The 23,530-nt window shown below is 61.5% G+C and carries 21 protein-coding genes; 11 read left to right on the plus strand and 10 right to left on the minus strand.

The genetic code is table 11. The features are described from left to right. The first annotated feature begins 15 nt into the window (after positions 1-15). The 6 genes from ACEN2R_RS08760 to ACEN2R_RS08785 all read left to right on the plus strand — a co-directional run bounded on the left by ACEN2R_RS08760 (position 16) and on the right by ACEN2R_RS08785 (position 5,773). Complete coding sequence (locus ACEN2R_RS08760; RefSeq protein ID WP_442041291.1) at positions 16-312, plus strand: hypothetical protein; 297 nt, start codon at positions 16-18, stop codon at positions 310-312. Between the two features lie 45 nt (positions 313-357). Beyond that, positions 358-1,890, plus strand: coding sequence for an FAD-binding domain-containing protein (locus ACEN2R_RS08765; RefSeq protein WP_442041292.1), 1,533 nt, complete (start codon positions 358-360; stop codon positions 1,888-1,890). A 1-nt stretch (position 1,891) separates the two neighbouring features. Next, the gene (locus ACEN2R_RS08770) at positions 1,892-2,062 is read left to right on the plus strand and encodes a DUF2256 domain-containing protein (protein ID WP_442041294.1); all 171 of its coding nucleotides are present in this window, start codon (positions 1,892-1,894) and stop codon (positions 2,060-2,062) included. Positions 2,063-2,177: 115 nt separating this feature from the next. After that, a complete protein-coding gene (locus ACEN2R_RS08775) occupies positions 2,178-4,346 on the plus strand; it encodes a malate synthase G (RefSeq protein ID WP_442041296.1) in 2,169 nt (722 codons plus the stop codon). A gap of 99 nt (positions 4,347-4,445) precedes the next feature. After that, complete coding sequence (locus tag ACEN2R_RS08780; RefSeq protein ID WP_442041298.1) at positions 4,446-4,874, plus strand: GlcG/HbpS family heme-binding protein; 429 nt, start codon at positions 4,446-4,448, stop codon at positions 4,872-4,874. A 122-nt stretch (positions 4,875-4,996) separates the two neighbouring features. Continuing rightward, positions 4,997-5,773 carry a gamma-glutamyl-gamma-aminobutyrate hydrolase family protein gene (locus ACEN2R_RS08785; RefSeq protein WP_442041300.1) on the plus strand — a complete coding sequence of 259 codons (777 nt, stop codon included), beginning with the start codon at positions 4,997-4,999 and terminating at the stop codon, positions 5,771-5,773. A gap of 37 nt (positions 5,774-5,810) precedes the next feature. On the opposite strand, the gene ACEN2R_RS08790 is transcribed toward ACEN2R_RS08785, so the two are convergent. The 4 genes from ACEN2R_RS08790 to ACEN2R_RS08805 all read right to left on the minus strand — a co-directional run bounded on the left by ACEN2R_RS08790 (position 5,811) and on the right by ACEN2R_RS08805 (position 10,792). Beyond that, complete coding sequence (locus tag ACEN2R_RS08790) at positions 5,811-8,021, minus strand: Hint domain-containing protein (protein WP_442041302.1); 2,211 nt, start codon at positions 8,019-8,021, stop codon at positions 5,811-5,813. Positions 8,022-8,310: 289 nt separating this feature from the next. After that, positions 8,311-8,775 carry a GNAT family N-acetyltransferase gene (locus ACEN2R_RS08795; protein WP_442041304.1) on the minus strand — a complete coding sequence of 155 codons (465 nt, stop codon included), beginning with the start codon at positions 8,773-8,775 and terminating at the stop codon, positions 8,311-8,313. Then, positions 8,772-9,965, minus strand: coding sequence for a kynureninase (kynU, locus tag ACEN2R_RS08800; RefSeq protein ID WP_442041306.1), 1,194 nt, complete (start codon positions 9,963-9,965; stop codon positions 8,772-8,774). The genes ACEN2R_RS08795 and kynU overlap by 4 nt, the downstream gene beginning before the upstream one ends. Further along, positions 9,962-10,792, minus strand: coding sequence for an SDR family NAD(P)-dependent oxidoreductase (locus ACEN2R_RS08805; RefSeq protein ID WP_442041308.1), 831 nt, complete (start codon positions 10,790-10,792; stop codon positions 9,962-9,964). The genes kynU and ACEN2R_RS08805 overlap by 4 nt, the downstream gene beginning before the upstream one ends. A 45-nt stretch (positions 10,793-10,837) precedes the next feature. On the opposite strand from ACEN2R_RS08805, the gene ACEN2R_RS08810 reads away from it, so the two are divergent. From ACEN2R_RS08810 to ACEN2R_RS08830, 5 genes are all read left to right on the plus strand, one after another. Then, entirely contained in the window at positions 10,838-11,257 is a 420-nt protein-coding gene (locus tag ACEN2R_RS08810) for a rhodanese-like domain-containing protein (RefSeq protein ID WP_442041310.1), read from the plus strand. Positions 11,258-11,259: 2 nt separating this feature from the next. After that, complete coding sequence (locus tag ACEN2R_RS08815; protein WP_442041312.1) at positions 11,260-11,706, plus strand: methyltransferase family protein; 447 nt, start codon at positions 11,260-11,262, stop codon at positions 11,704-11,706. A gap of 125 nt (positions 11,707-11,831) precedes the next feature. Continuing rightward, the gene (locus tag ACEN2R_RS08820; RefSeq protein WP_442041314.1) at positions 11,832-13,406 is read left to right on the plus strand and encodes a Re/Si-specific NAD(P)(+) transhydrogenase subunit alpha; all 1,575 of its coding nucleotides are present in this window, start codon (positions 11,832-11,834) and stop codon (positions 13,404-13,406) included. A 10-nt stretch (positions 13,407-13,416) separates the two neighbouring features. Further along, entirely contained in the window at positions 13,417-14,856 is a 1,440-nt protein-coding gene (locus ACEN2R_RS08825) for an NAD(P)(+) transhydrogenase (Re/Si-specific) subunit beta (RefSeq protein WP_442041316.1), read from the plus strand. Positions 14,857-15,072: 216 nt separating this feature from the next. Next, the gene (locus ACEN2R_RS08830; RefSeq protein WP_442041318.1) at positions 15,073-16,353 is read left to right on the plus strand and encodes a DUF3422 family protein; all 1,281 of its coding nucleotides are present in this window, start codon (positions 15,073-15,075) and stop codon (positions 16,351-16,353) included. Here the strand turns inward: ACEN2R_RS08830 and ACEN2R_RS08835 are convergent. From ACEN2R_RS08835 to ACEN2R_RS08860, 6 genes are all read right to left on the minus strand, one after another. Next, a complete protein-coding gene (locus ACEN2R_RS08835) occupies positions 16,301-17,377 on the minus strand; it encodes a YeeE/YedE family protein (protein WP_442041320.1) in 1,077 nt (358 codons plus the stop codon). The two genes, ACEN2R_RS08830 and ACEN2R_RS08835, sit on opposite strands and share 53 nt — an antisense overlap. A gap of 218 nt (positions 17,378-17,595) precedes the next feature. Beyond that, positions 17,596-18,501 (minus strand): ABC transporter permease, encoded by a 906-nt coding sequence (locus ACEN2R_RS08840; protein ID WP_442041322.1) that lies wholly within the window; start codon positions 18,499-18,501, stop codon positions 17,596-17,598. Further along, the gene (locus ACEN2R_RS08845) at positions 18,494-19,501 is read right to left on the minus strand and encodes an ABC transporter permease (protein WP_442041324.1); all 1,008 of its coding nucleotides are present in this window, start codon (positions 19,499-19,501) and stop codon (positions 18,494-18,496) included. Before ACEN2R_RS08845 ends, ACEN2R_RS08840 begins: the two co-directional genes overlap by 8 nt. 71 nt (positions 19,502-19,572) lie before the next feature. Beyond that, on the minus strand, positions 19,573-21,279 hold the full coding sequence (locus ACEN2R_RS08850) for a peptide ABC transporter substrate-binding protein (RefSeq protein ID WP_442041326.1): 1,707 nt from the start codon (positions 21,277-21,279) through the stop codon (positions 19,573-19,575). Between the two features lie 49 nt (positions 21,280-21,328). Further along, a complete protein-coding gene (locus ACEN2R_RS08855; protein WP_442041328.1) occupies positions 21,329-22,336 on the minus strand; it encodes an ABC transporter ATP-binding protein in 1,008 nt (335 codons plus the stop codon). Next, the gene (locus ACEN2R_RS08860) at positions 22,329-23,333 is read right to left on the minus strand and encodes an ABC transporter ATP-binding protein (protein WP_442041330.1); all 1,005 of its coding nucleotides are present in this window, start codon (positions 23,331-23,333) and stop codon (positions 22,329-22,331) included. The genes ACEN2R_RS08855 and ACEN2R_RS08860 overlap by 8 nt, the downstream gene beginning before the upstream one ends. Positions 23,334-23,530 lie beyond the last annotated feature (197 nt).

Consider the following 23,530-nt stretch of genomic DNA (forward strand, 5'->3'; position numbering starts at 1 on the left):
AAAAGGAGTGCTGTCATGTCACAACGTGATACCAATGCAGGAAAAAGCGGCGGAGGTCGTAAAAGACCGATGTCCAGTGTCGTTCTGGCGGTAATCGTTATTCTTGCAGTGTTGGTTGCCCTGTTCTTGTTCTGGACGCCGACGGCCGTCAATGACGGCCAGACCACCGCGCCGCAAGCGACGGAACCTGTAACGGAAACCGCACCTGCACCCGAGGCACCCGCCGCGACGCCGATGGAAACACCTACGGAACCGACGACACAGCCAGAGACCACGACCGAACCTGCAACCGAACCTGCGGTCAATCCGTAATCGCGGGCTTGCCGCTACGATTGTTCGCTATATGTTCCATGCATCATGACGACGATTCTGTGGTTCAAGCGCGACCTTCGCATTTCCGATCATCCCGCGCTGGCCCTGGCCGCCGCGGGCGAGGGTGCTGTTCTGCCGCTGTATATTGTCGAGCCGGAGTATTGGGCGCTGCCCGATACCTCGGCGCGGCAATGGCGGTTCACGGCGGAATGTCTGGCGACGCTGGGGCGTGATCTGGCGGCGCTGGGCGCGCCGTTGCAGGTGGTGACGGGCGATGCGATTCAGGTGTTGCGCGATCTGGTGGCGTGCCACGGCGCGACGCGGATCATAAGCCTTGAGGAAACCGGCAACCTTTGGACGTTTCGCCGTGATCTGGCGGTGGGGGCCTGGGCGCGGGGCAACGGGATAGACTGGGTGGAACTGCCGCAATCCGGTATCGTGCGGCGCTTGCGGAACCGCGATGGCTGGGCGGCGGCGCGGGACAAGGTGATGCGCGCGCCACTGGTGGCGACGCCCGCAGCCCTGCGCGGGCTGGACGGGATGGCGCCCTGTGCGGTGCCCGACGCGCGCGATCTTGGCATGGGGTTCGACCCCTGCCACGGGCGGCAAAAGGGCGGGCGCGATCTGGCGCTGTCCACGTTGGGCGGGTTTCTGACGGAACGGGGCCGCGACTATCGCCGGGCGATGTCCTCGCCGGTTCAGGGTGAATGGGCCTGTTCGCGCCTCTCGCCCTATCTGGCCACCGGGGTGATTTCCCCGCGCGAGGCGGCGCATGCCGCTGCCGCCCGCAAGGCAGAGGTGGCAGGCGCGCGCGACGGTTGGTCAGGCAGCATCGCGTCCTTTACCAGCCGTCTGGCGTGGCGCGACCACTTTATGCAAAAGCTGGAGGACGAGCCCGCGATCGAGATCCGCTGCCTGCATTCCGCCTATGAAACCCTGCGCCCGCGTGCGCCCGACGCCACCCGCCTTGCCGCATGGGAAAAAGGCGAAACGGGGCTGCCCTTTGTGGATGCCTGCATGCGATTTCTGGTGCACACTGGATGGCTGAATTTCCGAATGCGGTCGATGCTGATGGCGGTGGCCAGCTATCACCTCTGGCTGGACTGGCGCAGCACCGGCCCGCATCTGGCGCGGATGTTCACTGATTATGAGCCCGGCATTCACTGGAGCCAGTGCCAGATGCAGTCGGGCACGACCGGCATGAACACCATCCGCATCTATAATCCGGTCAAACAGGGCTACGATCAGGACCCGACCGGCGCGTTCACCCGCAAGTGGCTGCCCGAACTGGCCGGGGTTCCCGACCGGTTCCTGCAAGAGCCGTGGTTATGGGACCGCGCCGACGGGCTGCTTGGCCGCAAATACCCCGCGCCGGTTGTTGACGCAAAGGCCGCAGGGGCCGCCGCCCGCGATGCGGTCTGGGGGGTGCGCAAAGGCGATGCCTTTGGCCGCGAATCCGCAAGGGTGATCCGCAAACATGCCAGCCGCAAGGGCGGCGCCGCGCATGTTGCCAAGGGGCGCAGCCTGCGCAAATCATCCGGCAAGGCATCGGCTGGTCAGATGAGCTTTGAGTTCTGAGATGCCGAAACAGATCAGGAAGTCCGACCTGCCAACCAAGATATGCGCCACTTGTGGGCGGCCTTTCGCATGGCGCAAGAAGTGGCAGAAGGTCTGGCAGGAGGTGCGCTATTGCAGCGACAAATGTCGGGGCGCGCGCAAATCATCTGGAAAGGACGAAAGTGTCTCGTGAAAATTGGTAAAATATTATTACCACGCCTTGTTGCCTATCGGAAACTTTTTTCATATTCAGGAGCGAACCTGTTCCGGCATACTACGGAATACCAAGTTTAGAAAAGGAACCGTCCATGGTCAACCGTGTGGAAAAGCAAGGGCTTAGTGTCGATAGTGCACTGGTGAACTTCATCGAATCCGAGGCGCTGCCGGGCACCGGCGTCAGCGCAGATACCTTCTGGGCCGGTTTTTCCACGCTGGTCCATGACCTTGGCCCGAAAAACCGCGCCCTTCTTGCCCGCCGCGAAGAGTTGCAGACGCAGATCGACAGCTGGCATATCGCGCGTCGCGGCCAGCCCCATGATGCGGCGGCCTACACCGCGTTCCTGACCGAGATCGGCTATCTTGTGCCCGAAGGCCCCGCGTTCGCGATCGACACGACAAGCGTCGACCCCGAAATCGCGCTGGTTCCAGGGCCGCAGCTGGTGGTTCCGGTGATGAACGCGCGCTATGCGCTGAATGCGGCGAATGCCCGTTGGGGCAGCCTTTATGACGCGTTTTATGGCACCGATGCCATGGGTGATCTGCCAACGGGCAAAGGGTTTGACGCGGCGCGTGGCGCACGGGTCATCGCGGCGGCCAAGGCGCATCTGGATATTGCAGCCCCTTTGAGCCACGCCAAATGGGATCAGGTCGCCCGCCTTGCCGTTGTGGACGGGGTGTTGGAACTGGTCACCGGTGGCGGCGTGACCGAACTGGCCGATCCGGCGCAGTTCGCGGGCTGCGTCATGGCCGATGACGGCACCCTTGCCGAGGTGGTTCTGGTCAGAAACGGTCTGCACCTGCGCATCCTGATCAACCCCGACAGCCAGATCGGCAAGTCCGATCCCGCAGGGATCAGCGATCTGGTTCTTGAATCCGCCATGTCGACGATCATGGACTGCGAAGACAGTGTCGCGGCTGTGGATGGCGAAGACAAAGTGATCGCCTATCGCAACTGGCTGGGTCTGATGAAGGGCGATCTGACCGAAGAGGTCGCCAAAGGGGACCGCGTGATCACCCGCCGCCTGAACCCTGATGTGGTGATCACGGCAGCGGATGGCAGCACCTCTGTGCTGAAGGGCCGCTCGTTGATGCTGGTGCGCAATGTCGGGCATTTGATGACCAACCCCGCCGTTCTGGACCGTGATGGCGCGGAAGTGGGCGAGGGGCTGATGGATGCCATCTGCACCACCGTGATCGCGATGCACGACCTGTCCAAGTCCGAAGGCGCGCGCAATTCGGTTGCCGGGTCCGTCTATGTGGTAAAGCCCAAGATGCACGGCCCCGACGAAGTGGCCTTTGCCGACGAGATATTTACACGGGTCGAGACCGCGTTGGGCCTGCCCGCCAATACCGTCAAGCTGGGCATCATGGACGAAGAGCGCCGCACAAGCGCGAACCTGAAGGAATGCATCCGCGCCGCGAAATCCCGCGTTGCCTTTATCAACACAGGGTTCCTGGACCGCACCGGCGACGAGATCCACACCTCGATGGAGGCGGGACCGATGGTGCGCAAGGGCGAGATGAAGCATTCGGTCTGGATCAAGTCCTACGAGGATCGCAACGTCGATATCGGCCTGGCCTGCGGGTTGCAGGGCCGCGCGCAGATCGGCAAGGGGATGTGGGCCATGCCCGACCTGATGGCTGCGATGCTGGAGGCCAAGATCGGCCACCCCAAAGCGGGCGCAAACTGCGCCTGGGTTCCAAGCCCCACGGCGGCGACGCTGCACGCGACGCATTATCACCAGGTGGACGTGATCGAGGTGCAGAACCAGATCGCCAAAGGCGGCCCGCGCGGCACGCTTGCCGATCTGCTGACTATCCCCGTCGCGATGGGGCAGAACTGGTCCGATCAGGAAATCGCGGAAGAAATCGAGAACAACGCGCAGGGCATTCTTGGTTATGTGGTGCGTTGGGTCGATCAGGGGGTCGGGTGTTCCAAGGTGCCCGATATCCATGACGTCGGCCTGATGGAAGACCGCGCCACCTGCCGGATTTCCGCACAGGCGTTGGCCAATTGGCTGCATCATGGCGTGGTCTCAGAGGCGCAGGTGCGTGCGGCGATGGAAAAGATGGCCGCTGTTGTCGACCGTCAGAACGAGGGTGATGCGGCCTACCGGCCAATGGCACCCGCCTATGACAGCATCGCCTATCAGGCCGCCTGCGATCTGGTGTTCAAGGGGCGTGTTCAGCCGTCGGGCTATACCGAGCCTGTTCTGCACGCCCGGCGTCTGGAATTGAAGGCGCAAAGCGCGGCTTGACCCCAAGGTTCCGCCGGTGACATCCGGCGGGATATGGATATTTATGAAACCAAGAGGGAGGGGCGTCATGCCCTTTCCGGCAGGGCAGGGAATAGGACAATGGCAGAGATTTCATTGCGCCGCGCGCGCACGATCATCAAGGCGGCTTTGGCCAAAGGCACCGAGCTGGGGATGAAGCCCTTGTCGGTTATCGTTCTGGATACAGGCGGCCATGTGAAGGCGTTCGAGCGTCAGGATGGCGCGTCTCCGGGGCGGTTCGCGATTGCGCAGGGTAAGGCTTACGGTTCTGTCATGCTGGGAATGGCAGGCACTGCCCAGCAGGCGCGGGCCGAAAACCAGGCGTTCTTTATCGCGGCGGCCAATGCCGCGTTCGACGGAAAGCTGGTGCCGGTTCCGGGCGGGGTTCTGGTGCGTGACGCCAAAGGCGCGATCATGGGCGCTGTCGGTGTGACGGGCGATTCATCGGACAATGATGCGATTGCGGCCGTTGCCGGCATCGAGGCTGTTGGCCTGACCGCAGAAATCTAGTCAACCGGGGTCACCCTTGCGTGAAAAACAGGCAGATGCCCCATGAGGGGGCGTTTGCCGCAACTGTGGCCTTGGCCCCGCTGATTTCCCATATATAGTATTGGAAAAGGGGAACGGCAGCTATGACACGGCCTATCGTCGGCATTATCAGCAACAGCCATCTTTTGAATGACCAATATCCTGCACATGCAGGTGGGGCGATGAATTCCGAGGCGGTATCGGAGGTCGCAGGCGCGCTGCCGCTATTGATCCCGGCCGATCCCAGATTTGTATCGGTTCAGGATCTGTTGGACACCTTTGACGGTTTCCTGCTGACCGGCGGGCGCCCCAATGTCCACCCCGAAGAATACGGCGAGCCCGAGACAGAGGCGCATGGCGCATTCGACCGTGCCCGCGATTCGATCACCCTGCCATTGGTCCGGGCCTGCGTCGAGCGGGGGCAGCCGTTTCTGGGGATCTGCCGCGGCTTTCAGGAGGTGAACGTGGCGATGGGCGGCACCCTGTATCCCGAGATCCGCGATCTGCCCGGACGGATGAACCACCGCATGCCGCCCGACGGGACGATCGAAGAGAAGTTCGAGCTGCGCCACGCAGTGCGGTTTACCGAAGGCGGGCCGTTTCACCGTCTGATGGGCGCGCAGGAGGTGATGACCAATTCGCTGCACGGGCAGGGTATCAAATGCGCGGGGACGCGGGTGGTGATCGACGGTCATGCGCCGGATGGCACGCCTGAGGCGATCTATATCGAAGGCGCGCCGGGGTTCACGATGTCGGTGCAGTGGCACCCGGAATGGCACGCCTCTGCCGACCCTGTGTCGCGGCCCTTGTTTCAGGCTTTTGGCGCGGCGGTTGCGGATTGGTCCGCGATCAAGCGCGGAATTTCGCGCAAATCCGCCTGATGGGGATATGCTGGCGGGCGAACGGAACCGCCGTTCACTAGGCGGCGTGCAACAGCTTTGCCTCGAAGCTGCGTGTGCAAACCCGCGCGGTTGGACCGTAGTGCGCCGGATCGGCGCGCAGATCGGGGAAAACACGGAACAGTTCTTCGCGCGCGGCATCGCTGACGGCGGACAGGCCGATATCGCCGGGGTGAAAGCTTTCGCTTGGGGCACCTTCGGCATAAACGATTTCATGGGCGTCGAACATCATGTGAACATAGGTGACCGTGCCACCAACAGCCTGCGTGACGGCTTGGTTGTCCAGCAAATGCTTGGCACTGACCAGAACTTCGCTTTGGCCGAACAAAAGCTCGGCCCGGTAGCCCTTGATCAGCATGCGGTGCTGAGGCGAGACCAGAAGCGGGCGATGCGTGTTCAGCACCCGCGTGTCAAAGCGGATTGGCGCGAGGTTTCCATAGGCCGGAACCGTGCGGCTGTCGATCCAGCGGATCGGCTGGGGGCCACTGTCAAGGGTGACGACCATATCGCCGGGGCGCAGCGTTTCTATCGCGCGTTCGCCTTGCGGGGTCATGATCCGGGTGCCCGAGGCAAAACAGATGATATTCTCGATGCTGGAAAAGTTGATGATGGTGCCGTCGGTCAGCGTGATCGTGCCGGATTTTCCGCCGTTCGCGTCGCCGTCGTCGGTATAGACGGCAGAGTTCCGGCCACCATTCGCGCCAAGGACAATCGTATCGCCGGCGATTTCGGTGCCTTCGCTGCCGTTGATCGTGATCGTTCCGCCACCGATCTGGGTGGGGTCGATGATAAAGGTATCGTCGCCTGCACCGCCGGTCACGGTGTCGCCCACTCCGACGTAGACCGTATCATTGCCCGCGCCGCCAAAAACGGTATCCGCGCCAGCGTCGCCGGTCAGACTATCAGCGCCATCGCCGCCATAAAGCGTGTCGTTGCCGGTGCCGCCGGTGATCGTGTCCTCGCCGGAGGTGGGGACAATCGTGTCGAAATACACGTCGGTGACGTTGATGGCATGCGTCGCGGCACCGCCCGAGGTTACGTTGGAATAGATGATGTCAATGTAGGACACCGGCCCCGTGATCTGGATAAGGGACGATCCTGCCCGATCGGCCGAGCTTTCAGAGGTGCTGCCGGCGGTAATGGTGTTGCCCGCCACGGTATCGCCGGTTCCGGGCGTGATTGTAACGGCGACGGGGTTGCCATCGGCGTCGTAGGCATTGACCGTGACGGCGTCGCGGTGGTTGCCGCTTGCCCAGTCGATATCGTTGATGCGGAAGGTGACGTTGGCGACATCGTCGCTGTAGAAACTGCCGGTTTTTGCCGAGAAATCCAGCCGCGTCGTCGATGTTGCAGCATTGCCCGCGCCGTAGAGAAAGACGCTGGAATTCGTCGCCATCGGTTCGCCCGCGCCGACGTAGTTGGTCGTTGCCGTATCGATGGTGAAGGTCGGGTTGTTGTTTCCGTTGTTGGTAAAGGAGACGCGGACGTCCATCTCGCCGGTGGTCTGGGTGAACCCGCCCGAGATCGAGGCGGTGTTGATGTTGACAGCGTCCCAGTTCAACGACTCGTTCGTGGAGACTGTCCCCTCGGGGACATCGCCATAAAGAATGTCGTTCTCGCTGCCGCCATCAATGATGTCGTTGCCCGCGCCGCCATAGATGGTGTCCGCGCCACTGCCGCCATAGACGGTATCGTCCCCGTCGCCGGCAATCAACGTGTCGTTGTTGGTGCCACCGTCCAGAATGTCGTTGCCGCGCCCGCCCGACACTATGTCATTGCCCGCGCCACCATAGATCGTGTCGGTGCCGCTACCGCCAAAGACGGTGTCGTTGCCGTTGCCCGCAGTAATGGTGTCATTGCCGGTTGCCGTCTCGGACCGGGTTGAACCGCCATAGATCAGGTCATCGTTTGCTGTGCCAGACAGTGCCCCGTCATTTCCGGCGGTTCCGAAAATGGCAGAGTCGTAGGTCGGTATATCGGTCGTTGTAGAGCTTGTGATCGTTGTGACGGGGCCGTAGCTGGGAACAAAATAAACGTTGCCATTGGTGGCCCGGTAATAGGTTCCGGGTTCGGAAACATTCGTGTAGGTCGTGCCGCCGTAGGTGCCGGACCAAATCCAGTTTCCCGCCCCCAGATTGGTGCCGGTGCCAAAGTTAATCAGGCTACCGCCGATTGAATCGGCCGAGTCGAGCTTTCCGTCGCCAAGAGTTACCAGATAGCCGCTAGGCATGTCTCAAATCCCATTCCAAAAATGCCACCTGGCGCGTTGGCGCTGTGCGGCGATGCTCGATACTGACCGGAGGAGAGGCACGAAATATTGTGCTACCGGTCCATTCTTTTTGGCAGAGCATCTGCGCAAAAGTGTGGGTCAACTGTGGCTTTTGAGGGGTTTGAATTTGTCATGAAGTTTCGAAAATGTTTAAGAAAATTCACCAACTAATTGAAAATAAGTGATTAAACTTATTAATAACTTTGCCGTAATTGGCGCATTGTTTTCGCATTCGAAACAATGGCGAAGGCTAAAGCGGCTTGAACATCCGGAAATTGGTGATTGCCACACCATGCCGGATCACGCTTTGGCGGGCCTCGATCTGCCAGCCGTGGCGCAGGAAGAACCGCTTTGCCAGGTGGCTTGCTTCGGTGTCCAGCAGGGCCAGACCCAGCGCGCGGGCCTTTGTCAGAAGTGCTGCGTAAAGCGCATCGCCGACCCCGCTGCGGGTGTGCGCGGGGGCGACATAGGCAAGGTCGATGTGCCCGTCGCGCCCCATGGTCATAAAGCCGGCAATGCCGCTGCCGACTGTCGCGACATAGGTGATATGATCGGCAAGGCGCGCGTGCCAGCCTGCGGGGGGCACATCGGTCGAGGCCCAGGCCGCGCGTTCCTCTGCCGTGTAGTATGCCGCCGTGCCGTTGCGCACAGCATCGAAAAACACGGCAAAGGTCGGGTGGCAATCCGCCGCGTGGTAGGGTCGAACCGAGATCATGTCACGCGGGCGCGGATCTTGTATTCGGGCCTGTCCCACAGCCGGTTGCCCATGACATCGGCCATAACTGCCACAGCTGCATGCACATCGGCGGCATCAATGAACAACGGCGTAAAGCCGAAGCGCATGATGTCGGGCGCACGGAAATCGCCGATCACGCCCCGCGCGATCAGAGCCTGCATCGCGGCATACCCTTCGGCAAAACGGAACGAAACCTGACTGCCGCGCTGGTGCGGATCGCGGGGCGAGGCGAGGGACAGCATGGGGCAGGCGGCCTCGACCTCGGCGATGAACAGTTCGGTCAGCACGATGGACCGTGCGCGCACCGCGTCCATGGTCACCATGTCCCAGATATCCATCGCGGTTTCCAGCGCGGCCATTTGCAGGACCGGCGGGGTGCCGACGCGCATCCGCTCGATGCCCGCGCCCGCCGCATAGTTCAGGTGGAACGAAAAGGGGGCGGCATGGCCCAGCCAGCCCGACAGGGCGGGGCGGGCGGCCTCGGCGTGGCGGGGGGCGACGTAGATGAAGCCGGGCGCACCCGGTCCGCCGTTCAGGTATTTATAGGTGCAGCCGACCGCGAAATCCGCATTGGCGGCGGTCAGGTCCACGGGCGTCGCCCCCGCGCTATGCGCCAGATCCCACACCGTCAGCGCCCCAACCGTATGCGCCTGTTTCGTCAGCGCGGCCATATCGTGCAGCCGCCCCGTGCGGTAATCGACCTCTGTCAGCATCAGCACGGCGACCGTGTCATCCAGATGCTCTGCCACGTCTTCGGGGGCCACGGTTTTCAGGATATGCCCTTGTTTCAACGAGGCAATCAGCCCTTCGGCCATATAAAGGTCCGACGGGAAATTGCCGGTATCAGACAGGATCACCTTGCGGGCGGGGTTCAGATCAAGCGCAGAGGCGAGCGCCTGATAGACCTTGATCGACAGCGTGTCGCCCAGAACCACATGCCCCGCCTCAGCGCCGATCAGCCGCGCGATGCGGTCGCCGATCTCTGTGGGTTTCGTCATCCACCCGGCCTTGTTCCAGCCGGTGATCAGCATCTCGCCCCATTCGTCGGTCATTGTGCTGGCGACCCGGGCCGTCGCGGCCCTGGGCAGCGGGCCAAGCGAGTTGCCGTCGAGATAGACCATGCCCTCTGGCAAGTGGAACATCGTCTTGGTCTTTGCAAAAATGCTCATACTTGTCCTCCGGAAATCTGGATGCACTGGCCGTTTACGCTGCGCGATCCCTCGTCGCACAGCCAAAGCGCCGCCGTCGCGATCTCGTCGACCTGAAGCAGGGTGCGGTGCCGGTTTCCCTTGGCCAGATAGGCGGTCGCCTCATCCTCTGTCATATTCATCCGCCGCGCAATGACAGGGGCCTGATTGCGGACGATATCGGTTTCGACATAGCCCGGACAGATCGCGTTGAAGGTGACGTTGCCGCCGATGTATTCCTCGCTGAGACCGCGCACCAACCCGATCATCCCGTGTTTCGACACGGTATAGGGCACCGCGCCCTTCAGCCCGCGCACCCCGGCGATCGAACTGATGGCAATCACCCGCCCCCAATCGCCGTCGTTCAACGAGCCAAGGCAGGCCTGTATCGTCAGAAAGGCACCATCCAGATTGGTCGCCATCGTCTTGCGCCATGTGGCAAGCGAGGTTCGGGCAAAGGCGCCGCCCTCGGCGATGCCCGCGTTGGCGACGCAGATCGCAACCGGACCGCGCGCACCGATCGCCGCCTGAACCCCGTCGCGGACACTGTCCTCGTTGGCGACATCCATCTGGACCGGAAAAAGCCGGGGCGAGGTCCGCGCGATGCTGTCAAGGCGGCCCAGACTGCGTCCGGTGATCGTGACATCGGCCCCCGCCTTTGCCAGTTCAATCGCGATGGCGGCGCCGATGCCGCCGCCGCCGCCGGTGACCAATGCGTGTTTTCCTGTCAGGTTCATCCTGTGGCCCCATCCGTTTGGCGCACAGGCTATCGGCAGATGCGGGCGGCGCAAGGCGTAAAGCGATTGCATTTGAATTCCGAAACGTGAATATGACGCGTGAACAGGGAGGTTCTTATGACATCATATATACGCGCGGGGGTTCTGGCCCTTGGATTGGCATTTCCAGTGGCAGGTCAGGCACAGGATTTGGCCGAAGAGGTTCAAAGTTACATGGATTTCGCCCCATACGAATCCGGTATCATCGTTCCTGAACAGCTGACCGAAGACGTGTTCCGCGCGGCTTTTCTGGTCGACACCCGCGACGCAGGGCAGTTCGCGGAGGGCAGCATTCCGGGGGCTGTGAACATCGAATGGCGCGAGATCCCCGCGCGTCTGGACGAACTGCCGGACACGGGCATGGTCGTCTTGTTCTGCAACACCGGTTCCTTGTCAGCACAGGCCACCTTTGCCGCACGGCTGCTGGGGCGCGAAAATGTTCTGGTTTTGCAGACGGGATTGCTTGGCTGGCGCGAAACGGCACCTTATAAGCCCTAAGTATGAAATATATAGATATTCCCCCCGTCTGGCTTGCCGCATTCTTGTCGATCGCGTGGGTGCAGGCGACGTATTTTCCGGTGCTCAGCCTTGCCGGACCTGTGACCGGCTTTCTGGGTGGTGTCCTTGTGGGGGCGGGGGTGATCCTGATGGCGTTGGCGTTCGCCGAGTTCCGCAAGCACCGCACTACGGTGATCCCGCATCAGACCGCGTCATCGTTGATCCAGTCGGGAATTTTCAAACGCACGCGCAACCCGATCTATCTGGGGGATGTCGCCATTCTGGCGGGGCTGATCCTGCGATGGGACGCGGTGCTGTGTCTGCCGCTGATTCCGGTCTTTGTCTGGCTGATAGAGCGGCGTTTCATCCTCCCCGAAGAGAACCGCCTGCGCCGCGCCTTTCACGCCGATTTCGCCCGCTATGAGCGCAAAGTCCGGCGCTGGATCTAGGGGAAAACGACGTTAGCGCCATCAATAGCGACTTCGCCTTGTGTAACTTTGTCGCGTGGTGATAATGAACTTTCGTCTGTTTTGTACAAACTCGGACCAAAAGCAGGAAATAAGGGGACAATGCATTGAAAATAGGGGCTCCACGGGAAGTCTTTGAAGGGGAAGCGCGCGTTGCGATGACCCCTGACAGCGCCCTCCAGTTGCAGAAACTGGGGTATGAATGTTTGATCGAGACCGGAGCGGGCAAAGCCGCCGGATTTTCAGACGAGTTGTACAAGGCTGCCGGCGTCGAAGTGGTGAAAACCGCAGCCGCGCTGTTCAAAGCGGCAGACGTCATCGTCAAGGTGCGTCCGCCCTCGGATGCCGAGGCGAAAAAGCTGGCCAAGGGCCAGACCCTTATTTCCTTCTTTTATCCGGGCCAGAACAAGGACCTGATGGAGCTTTGCAAGGACAAGGGCGCCAATGTCATTGCGATGGACATGGTTCCCCGTATTTCCCGCGCCCAGAAAATGGATGCGCTGTCGTCGATGGCCAATATCGCGGGCTACCGTGCGGTGATCGAGGCGGGCAATAACTTTGGCCGGTTCTTTACCGGTCAGGTGACGGCGGCGGGCAAAGTGCCCCCGGCCAAGGTTCTGGTTGTGGGGGCCGGCGTTGCCGGTCTGGCCGCGATCGGCACTGCGACCTCGCTGGGTGCGATCACCTATGCGTTCGACGTGCGCCCCGAAGTGGCCGAACAGATCGAATCGATGGGCGCAGAGTTTGTGTTCCTTGAATTCGACGAACCGGCGCAGGATGGCGCGGCAACGGGTGGCTACGCGGCCCCCTCCAGCCCCGAGTTCCGTGAAAAGCAGTTGGCGAAGTTCCGCGAGCTTGCCCCCGAGATCGACATCGTCATCACCACGGCCCTGATCCCCGGACGCGACGCGCCAAAGCTTTGGACCAAGGATATGGTAGAGCTGATGAAGCCGGGTTCCGTGATCATCGACCTTGCGGCAGAGCGTGGCGGCAACTGCGACCTGACCGTGCCGGACCAAAAGATCGTGTCCGACAACGGCGTGACGGTTGTGGGCTATACCGATTACCCAAGCCGGATGGCCGCGCAGGCCTCGACGCTGTATTCCAACAACATTCGCCACATGATGACCGATCTGACCCCCGGCAAGGACGGTCAGGTTGTGCACAACATGGAAGACGACGTGATCCGTGGCGCGACCGCGACCTTCGAGGGCGCGATCACCTTCCCGCCGCCCCCGCCGAAGGTGGCCGCGATTGCCGCGCAAAAGCCAAAGGAAAAGGTCAAGGAACTGACGCCTGTCGAAAAACGCGCCGCCGAAGTGGCCGCGTTCAAGGCCGCAACAAAGTCGCAGGTGACCCTGTTGGGGGTCGGTGGCGCGCTGATGCTGTTGGTCGGGGCCTTTGCGCCGGTCAGTTTCATGCAGCATTTCATTGTCTTCGTTCTGGCGGTTTTCATTGGTTTCCAGGTGATTTGGAACGTGTCGCACAGCCTGCACACACCGCTGATGGCTGTGACCAACGCGATCTCGGGCATCGTGATCCTCGGGGCATTGCTTCAGATCGGATCGTCCAGCTGGCTGGTCACGATCCTTGCCACGATTGCCGTCGGTATCGCGGCGATCAACATTGTCGGCGGCTTTCTGGTGACACGCCGGATGCTTGCCATGTTCCAGAAGTCTTGAGGAGAACGACATGAGCATTGGAATCGTCTCTGCCGCCTATATTGCGGCTGCCGTTCTTTTCATCCTGTCGCTTGGCGGGCTTAGCAGTCAGGAAAGCGCGAAACGCGCGATCTGGTATGGCATGGTCGGCATGGGGCTGGCGGTTTTCGCCACTGTGTTCGGCCCCGGCATGGGCAGTTATGTCCTGCTGGTTCTCGCCATCGCGGCGGGTGGCTATGCGGGTTTTTACGTTGCGGGCAAGGTCCAGATGACGGAAATGCCGCAGCTTGTTGCGGCGCTTCATTCTTTCGTCGGTCTGGCTGCGGTTCTTATCGGCTTTAACGCCGATATCGAGCTGGGCAATGTCATGGCGCTAAAGGCCACGGGCGGCGCGGTGGATCAGCTTGCTGGGTTCGCCGGTGTTCTGGCGCATAAAACCGGCGTGGAAATCTCGATCCTGAAGGTCGAGGTGTTTCTGGGCGTGTTCATCGGCGCGGTCACCTTCACCGGGTCCGTCGTTGCCTTCGGCAAGCTGGCGGGCAAGGTCGATGGCAAGGCAACCCAGTTGCCGGGCGGTCACATGCTGAATGCGGCGGCGGCCCTGGGGTCCATCCTGTTGTTGGTCATGTATGTGAATGGTGCGGGCATCTGGGCGCTGTTGCTGATGACGCTGCTGGCCTTTTTCATCGGGTATCACCTGATCATGGGCATCGGCGGCGCGGATATGCCTGTCGTTGTGTCGATGCTGAACAGCTATTCCGGCTGGGCGGCTGCGGCGATCGGTTTCACCCTTGGCAACGATCTGCTGATCGTGACCGGCGCGCTGGTCGGGTCGTCGGGTGCGATCTTGTCCTACATCATGTGCAAGGCGATGAACCGCAAGTTCATCAACGTTATCCTGGGCGGTTTCGGTGGCAGCACCGGCCCCGCGATGGAGATCGAGGGCGAGCAGATCGCAATCGACGCCGGTGGCGTTGCGGCGGCACTGAACGACGCGGATAGCGTTGTGATCGTTCCGGGGTACGGCATGGCCGTGGCGCAGGCGCAGCAGTCGGTGTCGGAACTGACACGCAAACTGCGGGCTGCGGGCAAGACCGTGCGCTTTGCGATCCACCCTGTGGCGGGGCGTCTGCCCGGTCACATGAACGTGCTGCTGGCCGAGGCGAAGGTGCCCTATGACATCGTTCTGGAAATGGACGAGATCAACGAGGACTTTCCCAAGACCGACGTCGTGATCGTTATCGGCTCGAATGACATTGTGAACCCTGCCGCGCAGGAAGACCCCAACAGCCCCATCGCGGGCATGCCGGTTCTGGAAGTGTGGAAGGCAAAGCAGGTCTTTGTGTCAAAGCGCGGTCAGGGCACCGGCTATTCCGGCATCGAGAACCCGCTGTTCTTCAAGGACAATACGCGGATGTTCTATGGCGATGCGAAAAAGTCGCTGGACGAATTGCTGCCAATGATCGGCTGACCGTCCCCGCCAATGTTACAGACAGGCCCCGCCCCGATAGGCGGGGCCTGTTCGCGTTTCACCTCTGCCACTTTGCGCACAAGGGTCTTGTCCAAGTCGCTGCGGCCCGTTTCTGTATGCAATGGAATACCTCTAAGGCACCGAAATAAATACATATTTTCTTTACTTGACTGTGGCGCGAGGCCATTATGGTGCGATGTTGTCGAAGGATACGCCATGCCGCCCATTCAGGAACACCCGCTGCGCTACGCTTTGGCGAATGAACTGCATGCCCGTCCGTTTCCCTCGCTGGATGCGCCCTGCATGGCCGCGTTCCTTGCCGTAAAACCTGCGGCCAATGCTGCGGGGCGCGACAGGCAGGCTGATCGCGCCCATCTGTTGGCGCTGCTGGACCGCTTTGGCGCACCACACCCGCAACCGGGCGCGACACACTATTTTGGCACAATAGGGCGGCACAGCCTGAAATGGGAACAACATACGGAATTCGTGACCTATACCGTCTTCACATCGGGCGTCGGCGACAGGCCGTTCGACCCGACAGAGTTCGAGGTCTTTCCAGACGACTGGCTGGACGCGATGCCCGGAACGCGGGTGACCTCGGCGTTGATCCGCGTCGAGATGATCAAGACGGACGAGGGGATCGTCCAGAAGGTCGACGACTGGTTCGTTCCCGAAAGCCTTGCCGTCAGTGCGGTTCTGGATGCCACCGCCGTGATCGCGGGGGATTTCCGCATTGATATCGCCGGGCACATGCGGTTCGCCGTCTTTGTCCATCCATCAACCGGAGAGCGCAGGATCGGGCGCATCGTCCAGCGCCTGTGCGAGATCGAGACCTACAAGTCGATGTCGATGCTGGGCCTTGCCCGCGCCCGCGCCCTGTCGGCCCCGATGGGAGAGATCGACGTCAAGCTGTCTTCGATGGTCAGCGATATGACCGGCGAGGTCAGCGATGCAGACACCACGCTGAAAGCCCTGTTGGGGATTTCTGCGGAACTGGAGAACTTGCTGGCACAGTCCAGTTTCCGGTTCGGCGCCACGGGGGCCTATGAGGCCATCGTAAACCAACGGATCGAAATCCTGCGCGAAGTGCGCTTTCAGGGGCGCCAGACCTTTGCCGAATTCATGATGCGCCGGTTCGACCCTGCCATGCGAACCGTCAAGTCATCCGAACGGCTGTTGCAGACCATGGCAGAGCGTGCGATCCGCGCCGGTGATCTGTTGCGGACGCGGGTCGATGTGGAACGCTCTGCCCAGAACCAGAAGCTGTTGGAAAGCATGGACACACGGGCAGACCTGCAACTGCGCCTGCAAAAGACGGTCGAGGGCCTGTCCGTGGTCGCGATCAGCTATTACGCGATCAACCTTGCGGCTTATGCGATCTATCCGCTGACAGAGCCGCTGCATGTGTCCAAGGGGATGGCGACAGCGGTGCTGACGCCGCTGGTTATCCTGCTGGTGTGGGGGATGGTGCGGCGGATACGGAAGCATCTGGATTGACGCGGGACAGGGCGGCGTTGGTGACAACGCCCCCGATCGCGATTGCGCCGATGGCCAGCAGGGCCGAGAACGCCAGTGTCGGAACCCCCGACAGGCCCGCCCCAAGGGTGCAGCCCCCGGCCAGAACCCCGCCCAAACCCATCAGGGCAGCGCCCGCCATGTAGCGGCCAGTCTGGCGCGCATCCGAAAAGCTTTCCCATTTGAATTCGCGGAAGGCCAGCGCGGCCAGAAGGCTGCCCAACAACGTGCCGGTGAACAGGCCGGTGCCAAAGCTGGCAGGAATGGCGGTGGATGCGACGCCCCAGAACAACGTTTCCGCAGCGGGCAGGGTGAACGACAGGCTTTCCAGCGCGACCGGATCGAATTCGTCGAACAGGACAAACCCCGTGCCAACCCAACCGGCGGGCACCAGCAGGCCGATCAGCGCCGCCATCGCCAATGTGCCGGCGCGGTTGCCCGACCGCAGGGCGTAAGTCAGTGCTGCGATCGCGATCACAGCCGTCCAGACCAGTGCGCCACCCGGCAGCGCGGCAAGGCTGACGGTCTCGCCCAGCGGCAGGGTCACTGTCCCCAGCGCCGTGCGCAGGGGCGACAACAACCCCTTCAGCGTGGCATGGGCGACGATGGCAAAGGTGACCAGCACCAAAAGCGCGCGCAGGTTGCCAGAGCCACTGAGGACCGTCAGCCGCGAGACGCAGCCGCGCGTCAGAACCATGCCCGCGCCGAACATCAGGCCACCCGCGGCGATTGCCAGAACCGGCAGATCGGGGGCGTAGAACCGATGCTCTGCAAACGAGATCACCCCGTAGGCTACGGCGGCCTGCGTGCCCAACAGGGCGGTTGCAAGGGCGGTCAGCCAGACGCCAAGGGCAAGGCGCCGCTCTGCGCCAGTGCCCACGACACCGCGACGAAAGCAAAACCGCGTCCGCTGCGCCAAGGCGCCGAACAAAACGCCAAGGGCCAGCCCCAGTATGACCGAGGCCTGGCGGGCAGTGATATCGTCGAAACCAAGGGATTCGAACATTGGGCTTCTCCTGAACCGGAATTTTGTTCTGCTTGCCTTGGATTTACCACGCAATCAAGGTGCTGAATGTGTTTCTGTCAGCCCCGAAGTGGAACAGTGTTCTTTCGTGCGGGGTGCTTTTCTCAAATCATCCCGAGTTTGCAAACGAAAGGGGCATGGCGTTGGTCCCATGCCCCGATTGCAATGACAGTGTTCTTATTCGACGTGGTGTCCGCCGCTTAGCGCCCCCTGATCCGCGGGTCCAGCGCGTCGCGCAACCCGTCCCCGATATAGTTGACCGACAGCACCGTCAGCGAAATCGCAAGGCCGGGCCAGATCACGCGCTCGGGGTAGTCGCGCAGATAGTCGGTGCCGTCGAACAGCAGCCGCCCCCATGTGGGAAAGTCCGACGGAAAGCCGAGGCCAAGGAACGACAGTGCACTTTCCGTGATGATGGCATTGGCGATGCCCAGCGTGGCCGAGACCATGATCGGTGACAATACGTTCGGCAGGATGTGCCGCGTGATCATCCGGCGGCTTGGGGTGCCGATGGATCGCGCGGCCAGCACGAATTCGCGTTCCTTCAGGGCCAGAACATCGCCGCGCACGATCCGCGCGGTCTGCATCCAGCTGGTGATGCCGATGGCCCCCACGATCAGGATGAAAATGCCGGTTTCAGGCCCGAAGGCCGTGCGCAGCACATCGCGGAACAACAGCACCATGACCAGCAGGAGGGGCAGCAGGGGCAGGGCAAGGAACAGATCGGTCAGGGACATCAACGCGACGTTCAACCGCTTGAAGTAGCCCGCCATTACGCCAACCACCGTGCCAAGGAACAGCGATAGCAGCATCGCCGTCATGCCCACCGAAAGCGAGGTCTGCCCGCCCTTGATCATCCGCGCAAGAATATCGCGGCCCAGTTGGTCTGCGCCCATCGGGTGCACCCAGCTTGGGCCCTGATTGCGGGCACGAATGTCGATGCGGGTCGGCTCTATCGTCCAGATGTAGGGTCCGGCGATGACGAACAGCAAGATGAATACGAAAAAGACCAGCCCCAGCATCGCACCCTTATGGGTGCGGAACTGGTCCCAGACGTCCCACCACTGGTTGCGCGGGGGGCGGGCCTTTGTTGTGACGTCAGTCATAGCGGATCCTCGGGTCCAGAACGCCGTAAAGGACGTCTGCGATCAGGTTGAACAGCACGATAAGCACCGCAAAGATGAAGGTCAGCGTCTGCACCATCGGCAGGTCGTTGCCCTGAATGGCGGTGATCAGCATGGCGCCAAGGCCGTTCACCTTGAACACCTGCTCGGTGATGATCGCACCGCTGAACACCTGCGGCACCCCCAGCGCGATCACCGTGACCACCGGGATCATCGAGTTGCGCAGGACATGCACCAGAACCACGACTTTTTCGGTCAGCCCCTTGGCGCGGGCGGTGCGAACGTAGTCCTGATTGAGGTTGTCCAGCATCGAGGCCCGCATGAACCGGCTGATCTGCGCCGCGTTGTAAAGCGCCAGAACCGAAACGGGCAGCACCATCTGCCGGATCTGCTGTCCCAGACTGGCCCAGCTGTTGACGACAAGCGTGGTGTCATAGATCGACGGGAACCATTGCAGCTTGACCGAGAACACCACAATCAGCAGGACACCGGTGAAAAAGGTCGGCACGGAAAACCCGATCATCGAGATGAACGTGCCGATCTGGTCGAACAGGGAATATTGTTTGTAGGCAGAGATGATGCCGATGGGCAGGGCGATCAGAACGCCGATCACATAGGCCATGCCGACGACCCACAGGGTTTGCGGCATCCGCTCTATCACGATGTCCATGATCGGGCTGCGCGACTGCCAGCTGATCGCGCGCTGCCCGTCGCCTGCCCAATGGGTGCCGAACCAGTAATCCAGCAGGTGCAGCGGCTCTGTCACGAAGAACTGGAACAGCCACAGGACATAGCGCACATGCCACGGTTGCCCCAACCCAAGGCTTTCGCGCATCTTCTCCTTCACCTCGGGGGGGACGGTCATCGGCACATTCGCCATCGGATCGCCGGGGGCGAGTTCCAGCAACAGGAAAATCACCAGACTGATGAACAGAAGCGTCGGGATCGCCAACAGCAGCCGCCTTATTGTGTAGTTCAGCATCGGTTACGCCTCGGTACATCGGTCGAAAAGGGGGCGGGCGCCCCGAAGGGAGGCGCCCGCAAGGTCATGGATTACTTGACGCGGAACCAGTCGGCCGCGTTCCAAAGCTCGGAATCCCATGTGTTCAGGATAACGCCGCCAAGCGAGTTGGAATGTGCCGAAACGCGGCCACGGTCGACCAAAGGAACGATGACATAGCTGTCTTTGGTCAGCATATCGTTCATCTTTTTCGCAATCTCGCCCCGCTTGGCCAGATCACCGGTGCGGCCCAGTTCGGCAACCATCGCGTCGTATGCGGGATCGCAGAAGCGGTTGATGTTCTCGCCCTGCCACTGTGTTTCGGGCCGTGGGGCCTTGTCACAGGTATAGGCGGCCAGATAGGCCTCGGGGTCGGTGCCGTCAAAGTTGTTCGCATACATTTCCACGTCGGCATAGAACCGCTGGAACGTATCCGGAGAGCCGGCATCGCCACCGAAGTAGACCGAAGCGTCGATCTGGCGCAGTTCGACCTCGACGCCGATTTCGTTCCACCACTGTTTGATCAGCGCCTGAAAGTCCTGACGCACAGCATTGACCGATGTCTGGTACAGCATCGACAGACGCACGCCCGCATCGTTCACGCGGATGCCGTCGCCCCCAACCTTGAAGCCTGCCTCGTCCAGCAGCGCCTTGGCACCTTCAAGATCCTGAACCAGACAGTCGGTGTTGTCCGACGCATAGTTCAAAGGGGCGGGGACCAGATTGCAGGTCGGACGACCGGCCTGACCATAGCCGATTTCCACCAGCAGATCGCGGTCGATCGCCATCGACAGCGCCTTGCGTACGCGGACGTCGGACAGGAACGGATGCGGATGGGCCGCAGTTGCGCGCTCGCCCTCAGGCAGGGACGGCGACGGATCGGTCATGTTCATCTCAAGCCGCTCGACCAAGGTGCCGAAGGCCGAAACCGGAACGCCCTTGCCTGCGGCCGCCATGCCAGCCAGAACATCGGGTGCCAGTTGCAGGTTCCACGCATAGTCGAACTCGCCGGTTTCCAGAACCGCGCGACCAGCCGCCGCCGCATCGCCGCCGCCTTTGAAGTTGACCGTCGCAAAGGCCGGTTTCGCCGGATCACGGTAGTTGGGGTTTGCTTCCATCTGGATCACGTCGTTCGTGCGGAACTCTGTCACGCGGAACGGGCCGGTGCCGATCGGCATAAAGTTGGCGTCGGTGCAGGTGGCCGCCGCGGCCCCCATGCAATTGGCGAACTGTGCCGCCTGAAGGATTGGCGACTGGCCGCCCATGAAGGGGCCGTAGGGGTTCGGTTTGGGTTCTTTGAACGTGACCTTGACGGTCAGCTGGTCAACGGCCTCGACCGACTCGATGCCTTCGAATTTGGCCAACTGGGCGCAACCGCCCTCGGGGCTCATGCAGTAGTCTGCGGTGAATTTCACATCGGTCGAGGTGAAGGGGCTACCATCGGACCACAGCATGCCTTCCTTGATCTTCCATGTGATCGTTTTCAGATCCTCGGACACGCCGCCATTGGCAAGTGTCGGGATCTCGGCGGCAAGGTAGGGCACAAGGTTGCCGACCTCGTCGTAGCGGCCAAGCGGCTCGATCACGAGGCTTGCCGCCTCGATGTCCTTGGTGCCGCTGGACAGATAGGGGTTCAGGGTCGAGGGCGCTTGCCAATAGATGATATTGACCTGACCGTCAGAGCCGCGCTCTGCATGGGCCGACATGGGCGCCACAGCAAAGGCCGCGGCAGCGCCAAGCATAAGTGTCTTGAGTTTCATGTTACGCTCCTAGTTGGTTGTGCTCGTTATTCCTCGGGCCGCTGCCGGTTCAACCAGCAGTCGTTTTTGTGTTCTGGAACAGATGGCAGGCCACGAAGCGGCCCGGCTCTATCTGTTGGAAATCCGGTTCGATCACTTTGCAGACCGGCATCACCTGCGGGCAGCGCGTGCAAAAGTTGCAGCCCTTGGGTGGGTTCGCGGGCGAGGGCACGTCGCCGGTCAGGATGACACGCTCGACCCGCGCCTCGAGGCTGGGGTCGGGTTCCGGCACCGCCGACAAAAGCGCCCGCGTATAGGGATGCAACGGTTCGGCATAAAGCGCGTCGCGCGGGGCAAGTTCCGCGATCTGGCCCAGATACATCACCGCCACACGGTCGGCGATATGGCGCACCATCGACAGGTCGTGGCTGATGAACAGATAGGTCAGGCCAAGCCGGTCCTGCAATTCTTCCAGCAGGTTGACCACCTGCGCCTGAATAGACACATCCAGCGCAGCAATGGGTTCATCACAGACGATGAACTTGGGGTTCAGGGCCAAGGCGCGGGCGATCCCGATGCGCTGGCGCTGCCCGCCCGAGAATTCGTGCGGATAGCGGTTTGCAAAATCACGGTTCAGCCCCACGGCGTCCATCAATTCGTAGATCCGCGCAAGGCGACCGGCCTTGTTCAGCTTTGTATGCTCCATCAACGGCTCGCCGATGATACTGGCCACGGTCATGCGCGGGTTGAGCGAGGCCTGCGGGTCCTGAAACACCATCTGCATGGTGGGCCGCATCTTGCGCAGCTTTTCAGGGCTGGCGTCGGCGATGTCGTAACCGTCGATCCGGATCGACCCCTCGGTCACCTCGTAAAGACGCAGAACCGCACGCCCGACTGTGGATTTGCCACAGCCGCTTTCCCCGACAAGGCCCAGTGTCTCGCCCTCGTAGATGTCAAAAGACACACCATCGACGGCTTTGACCTCTCCCACCCGCTTGCGGATGATCCCGCCATAGATCGGAAAGTGCATTTTCAGCCCGCTGACCTCGACCAGCTTTTTGCGCCCTTCGTCAAGCATGTCGCGGTGCCCCCGTATTGGCATCGAAAAAACAGGCGGCGTCGTGCCCGTTGCCCACGTCATATCGCGGCGGGTTTTCCCGCGCGCAGCGGTCGAACGCCACATCGCAGCGGTCGCGGAACGGGCAGGCGGTGGGTTCGGCCGTCATCATCGGGGGCTGTCCCTCGATCACGGTCAGTTTGTCGGCGCGGGGGCCGCGCACCGAGGGGATGGTTGTCAAAAGGGCACGGGTATAGGGGTGCTGCGGATTGCCGAACAATTCCTTTACGGGGGCCTGTTCCACGACCTGCCCGCCATACATCACCATCACGCGGTCGGCGATACCGGCGATCACGCCCAGATCATGGGTGATCCAGACAATCGCCATCCCCAGCTTTTGCCGCAGCTCTTTCACCAGCTCCAGGATCTGCGCCTGAATGGTCACGTCCAGCGCGGTTGTCGGCTCGTCCGCGATCAGCACTTCGGGGTCGCAGGCCAGCGCGATGGCGATCATCACCCGCTGGCGCATGCCGCCGGAAAACTGGTGCGGATAGTCGCCCAGACGGCGGCCGGCATCGGGAATGCCCACCAGTTCCAGCAGTTCGACCGCGCGCTGCCGCGCCTGCGCCTTGGACAGGCCCATATGGGTGCGCAAAGGTTCCGCAATCTGGTAACCGACCGTGAACACCGGGTTCAGCGAGGTCATAGGGTCTTGAAACACAAACCCGATGCGCGCGCCGCGCACGGCGCGAAGCTGGTCCTCGGTTGCCTGTAACAGGTCGATGCCGCCGAACAGAACCTGCCCGCGCCGCACCTCGGCGGGGGGCGAGGGCAACAGGCCGATCAGCGACATCATCGTCACCGATTTGCCCGATCCGCTTTCGCCGACAACGCCCAGCAATTCGCCGGGCTTCAGGCTGAAGCTGACATTGTTAACCGCATGAACCTCTCCGACTCTCGTTTTGAAAACGGTCTTGAGATCCTTGACATCAAGGACTGGCAGCGCCCCATCGGGCATGAACAAGCTCCCCAGCTGGTTGATTTTATTGTCTTTTTATCGGGCACCTATGCTGGCACCTCGACGTGTTACAAAAGTGTTAGCAGGATTCTTGCGCGTAGCAACACATTACCTGACGGAGCCTTGGAAAACCTGACCGGATGTTCAAATATTATCCGACGACCCTTGACCTCTGCCTGCTTGCGCATCACCCTGCG

This window comes from Pseudogemmobacter sp. W21_MBD1_M6, assembly GCF_052119585.1.
Taxonomy (GTDB): domain Bacteria; phylum Pseudomonadota; class Alphaproteobacteria; order Rhodobacterales; family Rhodobacteraceae; genus JBGQOJ01.

Coding starts and splice junctions, on each gene's coding strand:
- ACEN2R_RS08760 (WP_442041291.1), top strand. CDS start 16: ATGTCACAACGTGATACCAATGCAGGAAAAAGCGGCGGAGGTCGTAAA.
- ACEN2R_RS08765 (WP_442041292.1), top strand. CDS start 358: ATGACGACGATTCTGTGGTTCAAGCGCGACCTTCGCATTTCCGATCAT.
- ACEN2R_RS08770 (WP_442041294.1), top strand. CDS start 1,892: ATGCCGAAACAGATCAGGAAGTCCGACCTGCCAACCAAGATATGCGCC.
- ACEN2R_RS08775 (WP_442041296.1), top strand. CDS start 2,178: ATGGTCAACCGTGTGGAAAAGCAAGGGCTTAGTGTCGATAGTGCACTG.
- ACEN2R_RS08780 (WP_442041298.1), top strand. CDS start 4,446: ATGGCAGAGATTTCATTGCGCCGCGCGCGCACGATCATCAAGGCGGCT.
- ACEN2R_RS08785 (WP_442041300.1), top strand. CDS start 4,997: ATGACACGGCCTATCGTCGGCATTATCAGCAACAGCCATCTTTTGAAT.
- ACEN2R_RS08790 (WP_442041302.1), bottom strand. CDS start 8,021: ATGCCTAGCGGCTATCTGGTAACTCTTGGCGACGGAAAGCTCGACTCG.
- ACEN2R_RS08795 (WP_442041304.1), bottom strand. CDS start 8,775: ATGATCTCGGTTCGACCCTACCACGCGGCGGATTGCCACCCGACCTTT.
- kynU (WP_442041306.1), bottom strand. CDS start 9,965: ATGAGCATTTTTGCAAAGACCAAGACGATGTTCCACTTGCCAGAGGGC.
- ACEN2R_RS08805 (WP_442041308.1), bottom strand. CDS start 10,792: ATGCAATCGCTTTACGCCTTGCGCCGCCCGCATCTGCCGATAGCCTGT.
- ACEN2R_RS08810 (WP_442041310.1), top strand. CDS start 10,838: ATGACATCATATATACGCGCGGGGGTTCTGGCCCTTGGATTGGCATTT.
- ACEN2R_RS08815 (WP_442041312.1), top strand. CDS start 11,260: ATGAAATATATAGATATTCCCCCCGTCTGGCTTGCCGCATTCTTGTCG.
- ACEN2R_RS08825 (WP_442041316.1), top strand. CDS start 13,417: ATGAGCATTGGAATCGTCTCTGCCGCCTATATTGCGGCTGCCGTTCTT.
- ACEN2R_RS08830 (WP_442041318.1), top strand. CDS start 15,073: ATGCCGCCCATTCAGGAACACCCGCTGCGCTACGCTTTGGCGAATGAA.
- ACEN2R_RS08835 (WP_442041320.1), bottom strand. CDS start 17,377: ATGTTCGAATCCCTTGGTTTCGACGATATCACTGCCCGCCAGGCCTCG.
- ACEN2R_RS08840 (WP_442041322.1), bottom strand. CDS start 18,501: ATGACTGACGTCACAACAAAGGCCCGCCCCCCGCGCAACCAGTGGTGG.
- ACEN2R_RS08845 (WP_442041324.1), bottom strand. CDS start 19,501: ATGCTGAACTACACAATAAGGCGGCTGCTGTTGGCGATCCCGACGCTT.
- ACEN2R_RS08850 (WP_442041326.1), bottom strand. CDS start 21,279: ATGAAACTCAAGACACTTATGCTTGGCGCTGCCGCGGCCTTTGCTGTG.
- ACEN2R_RS08855 (WP_442041328.1), bottom strand. CDS start 22,336: ATGCTTGACGAAGGGCGCAAAAAGCTGGTCGAGGTCAGCGGGCTGAAA.
- ACEN2R_RS08860 (WP_442041330.1), bottom strand. CDS start 23,333: ATGCCCGATGGGGCGCTGCCAGTCCTTGATGTCAAGGATCTCAAGACC.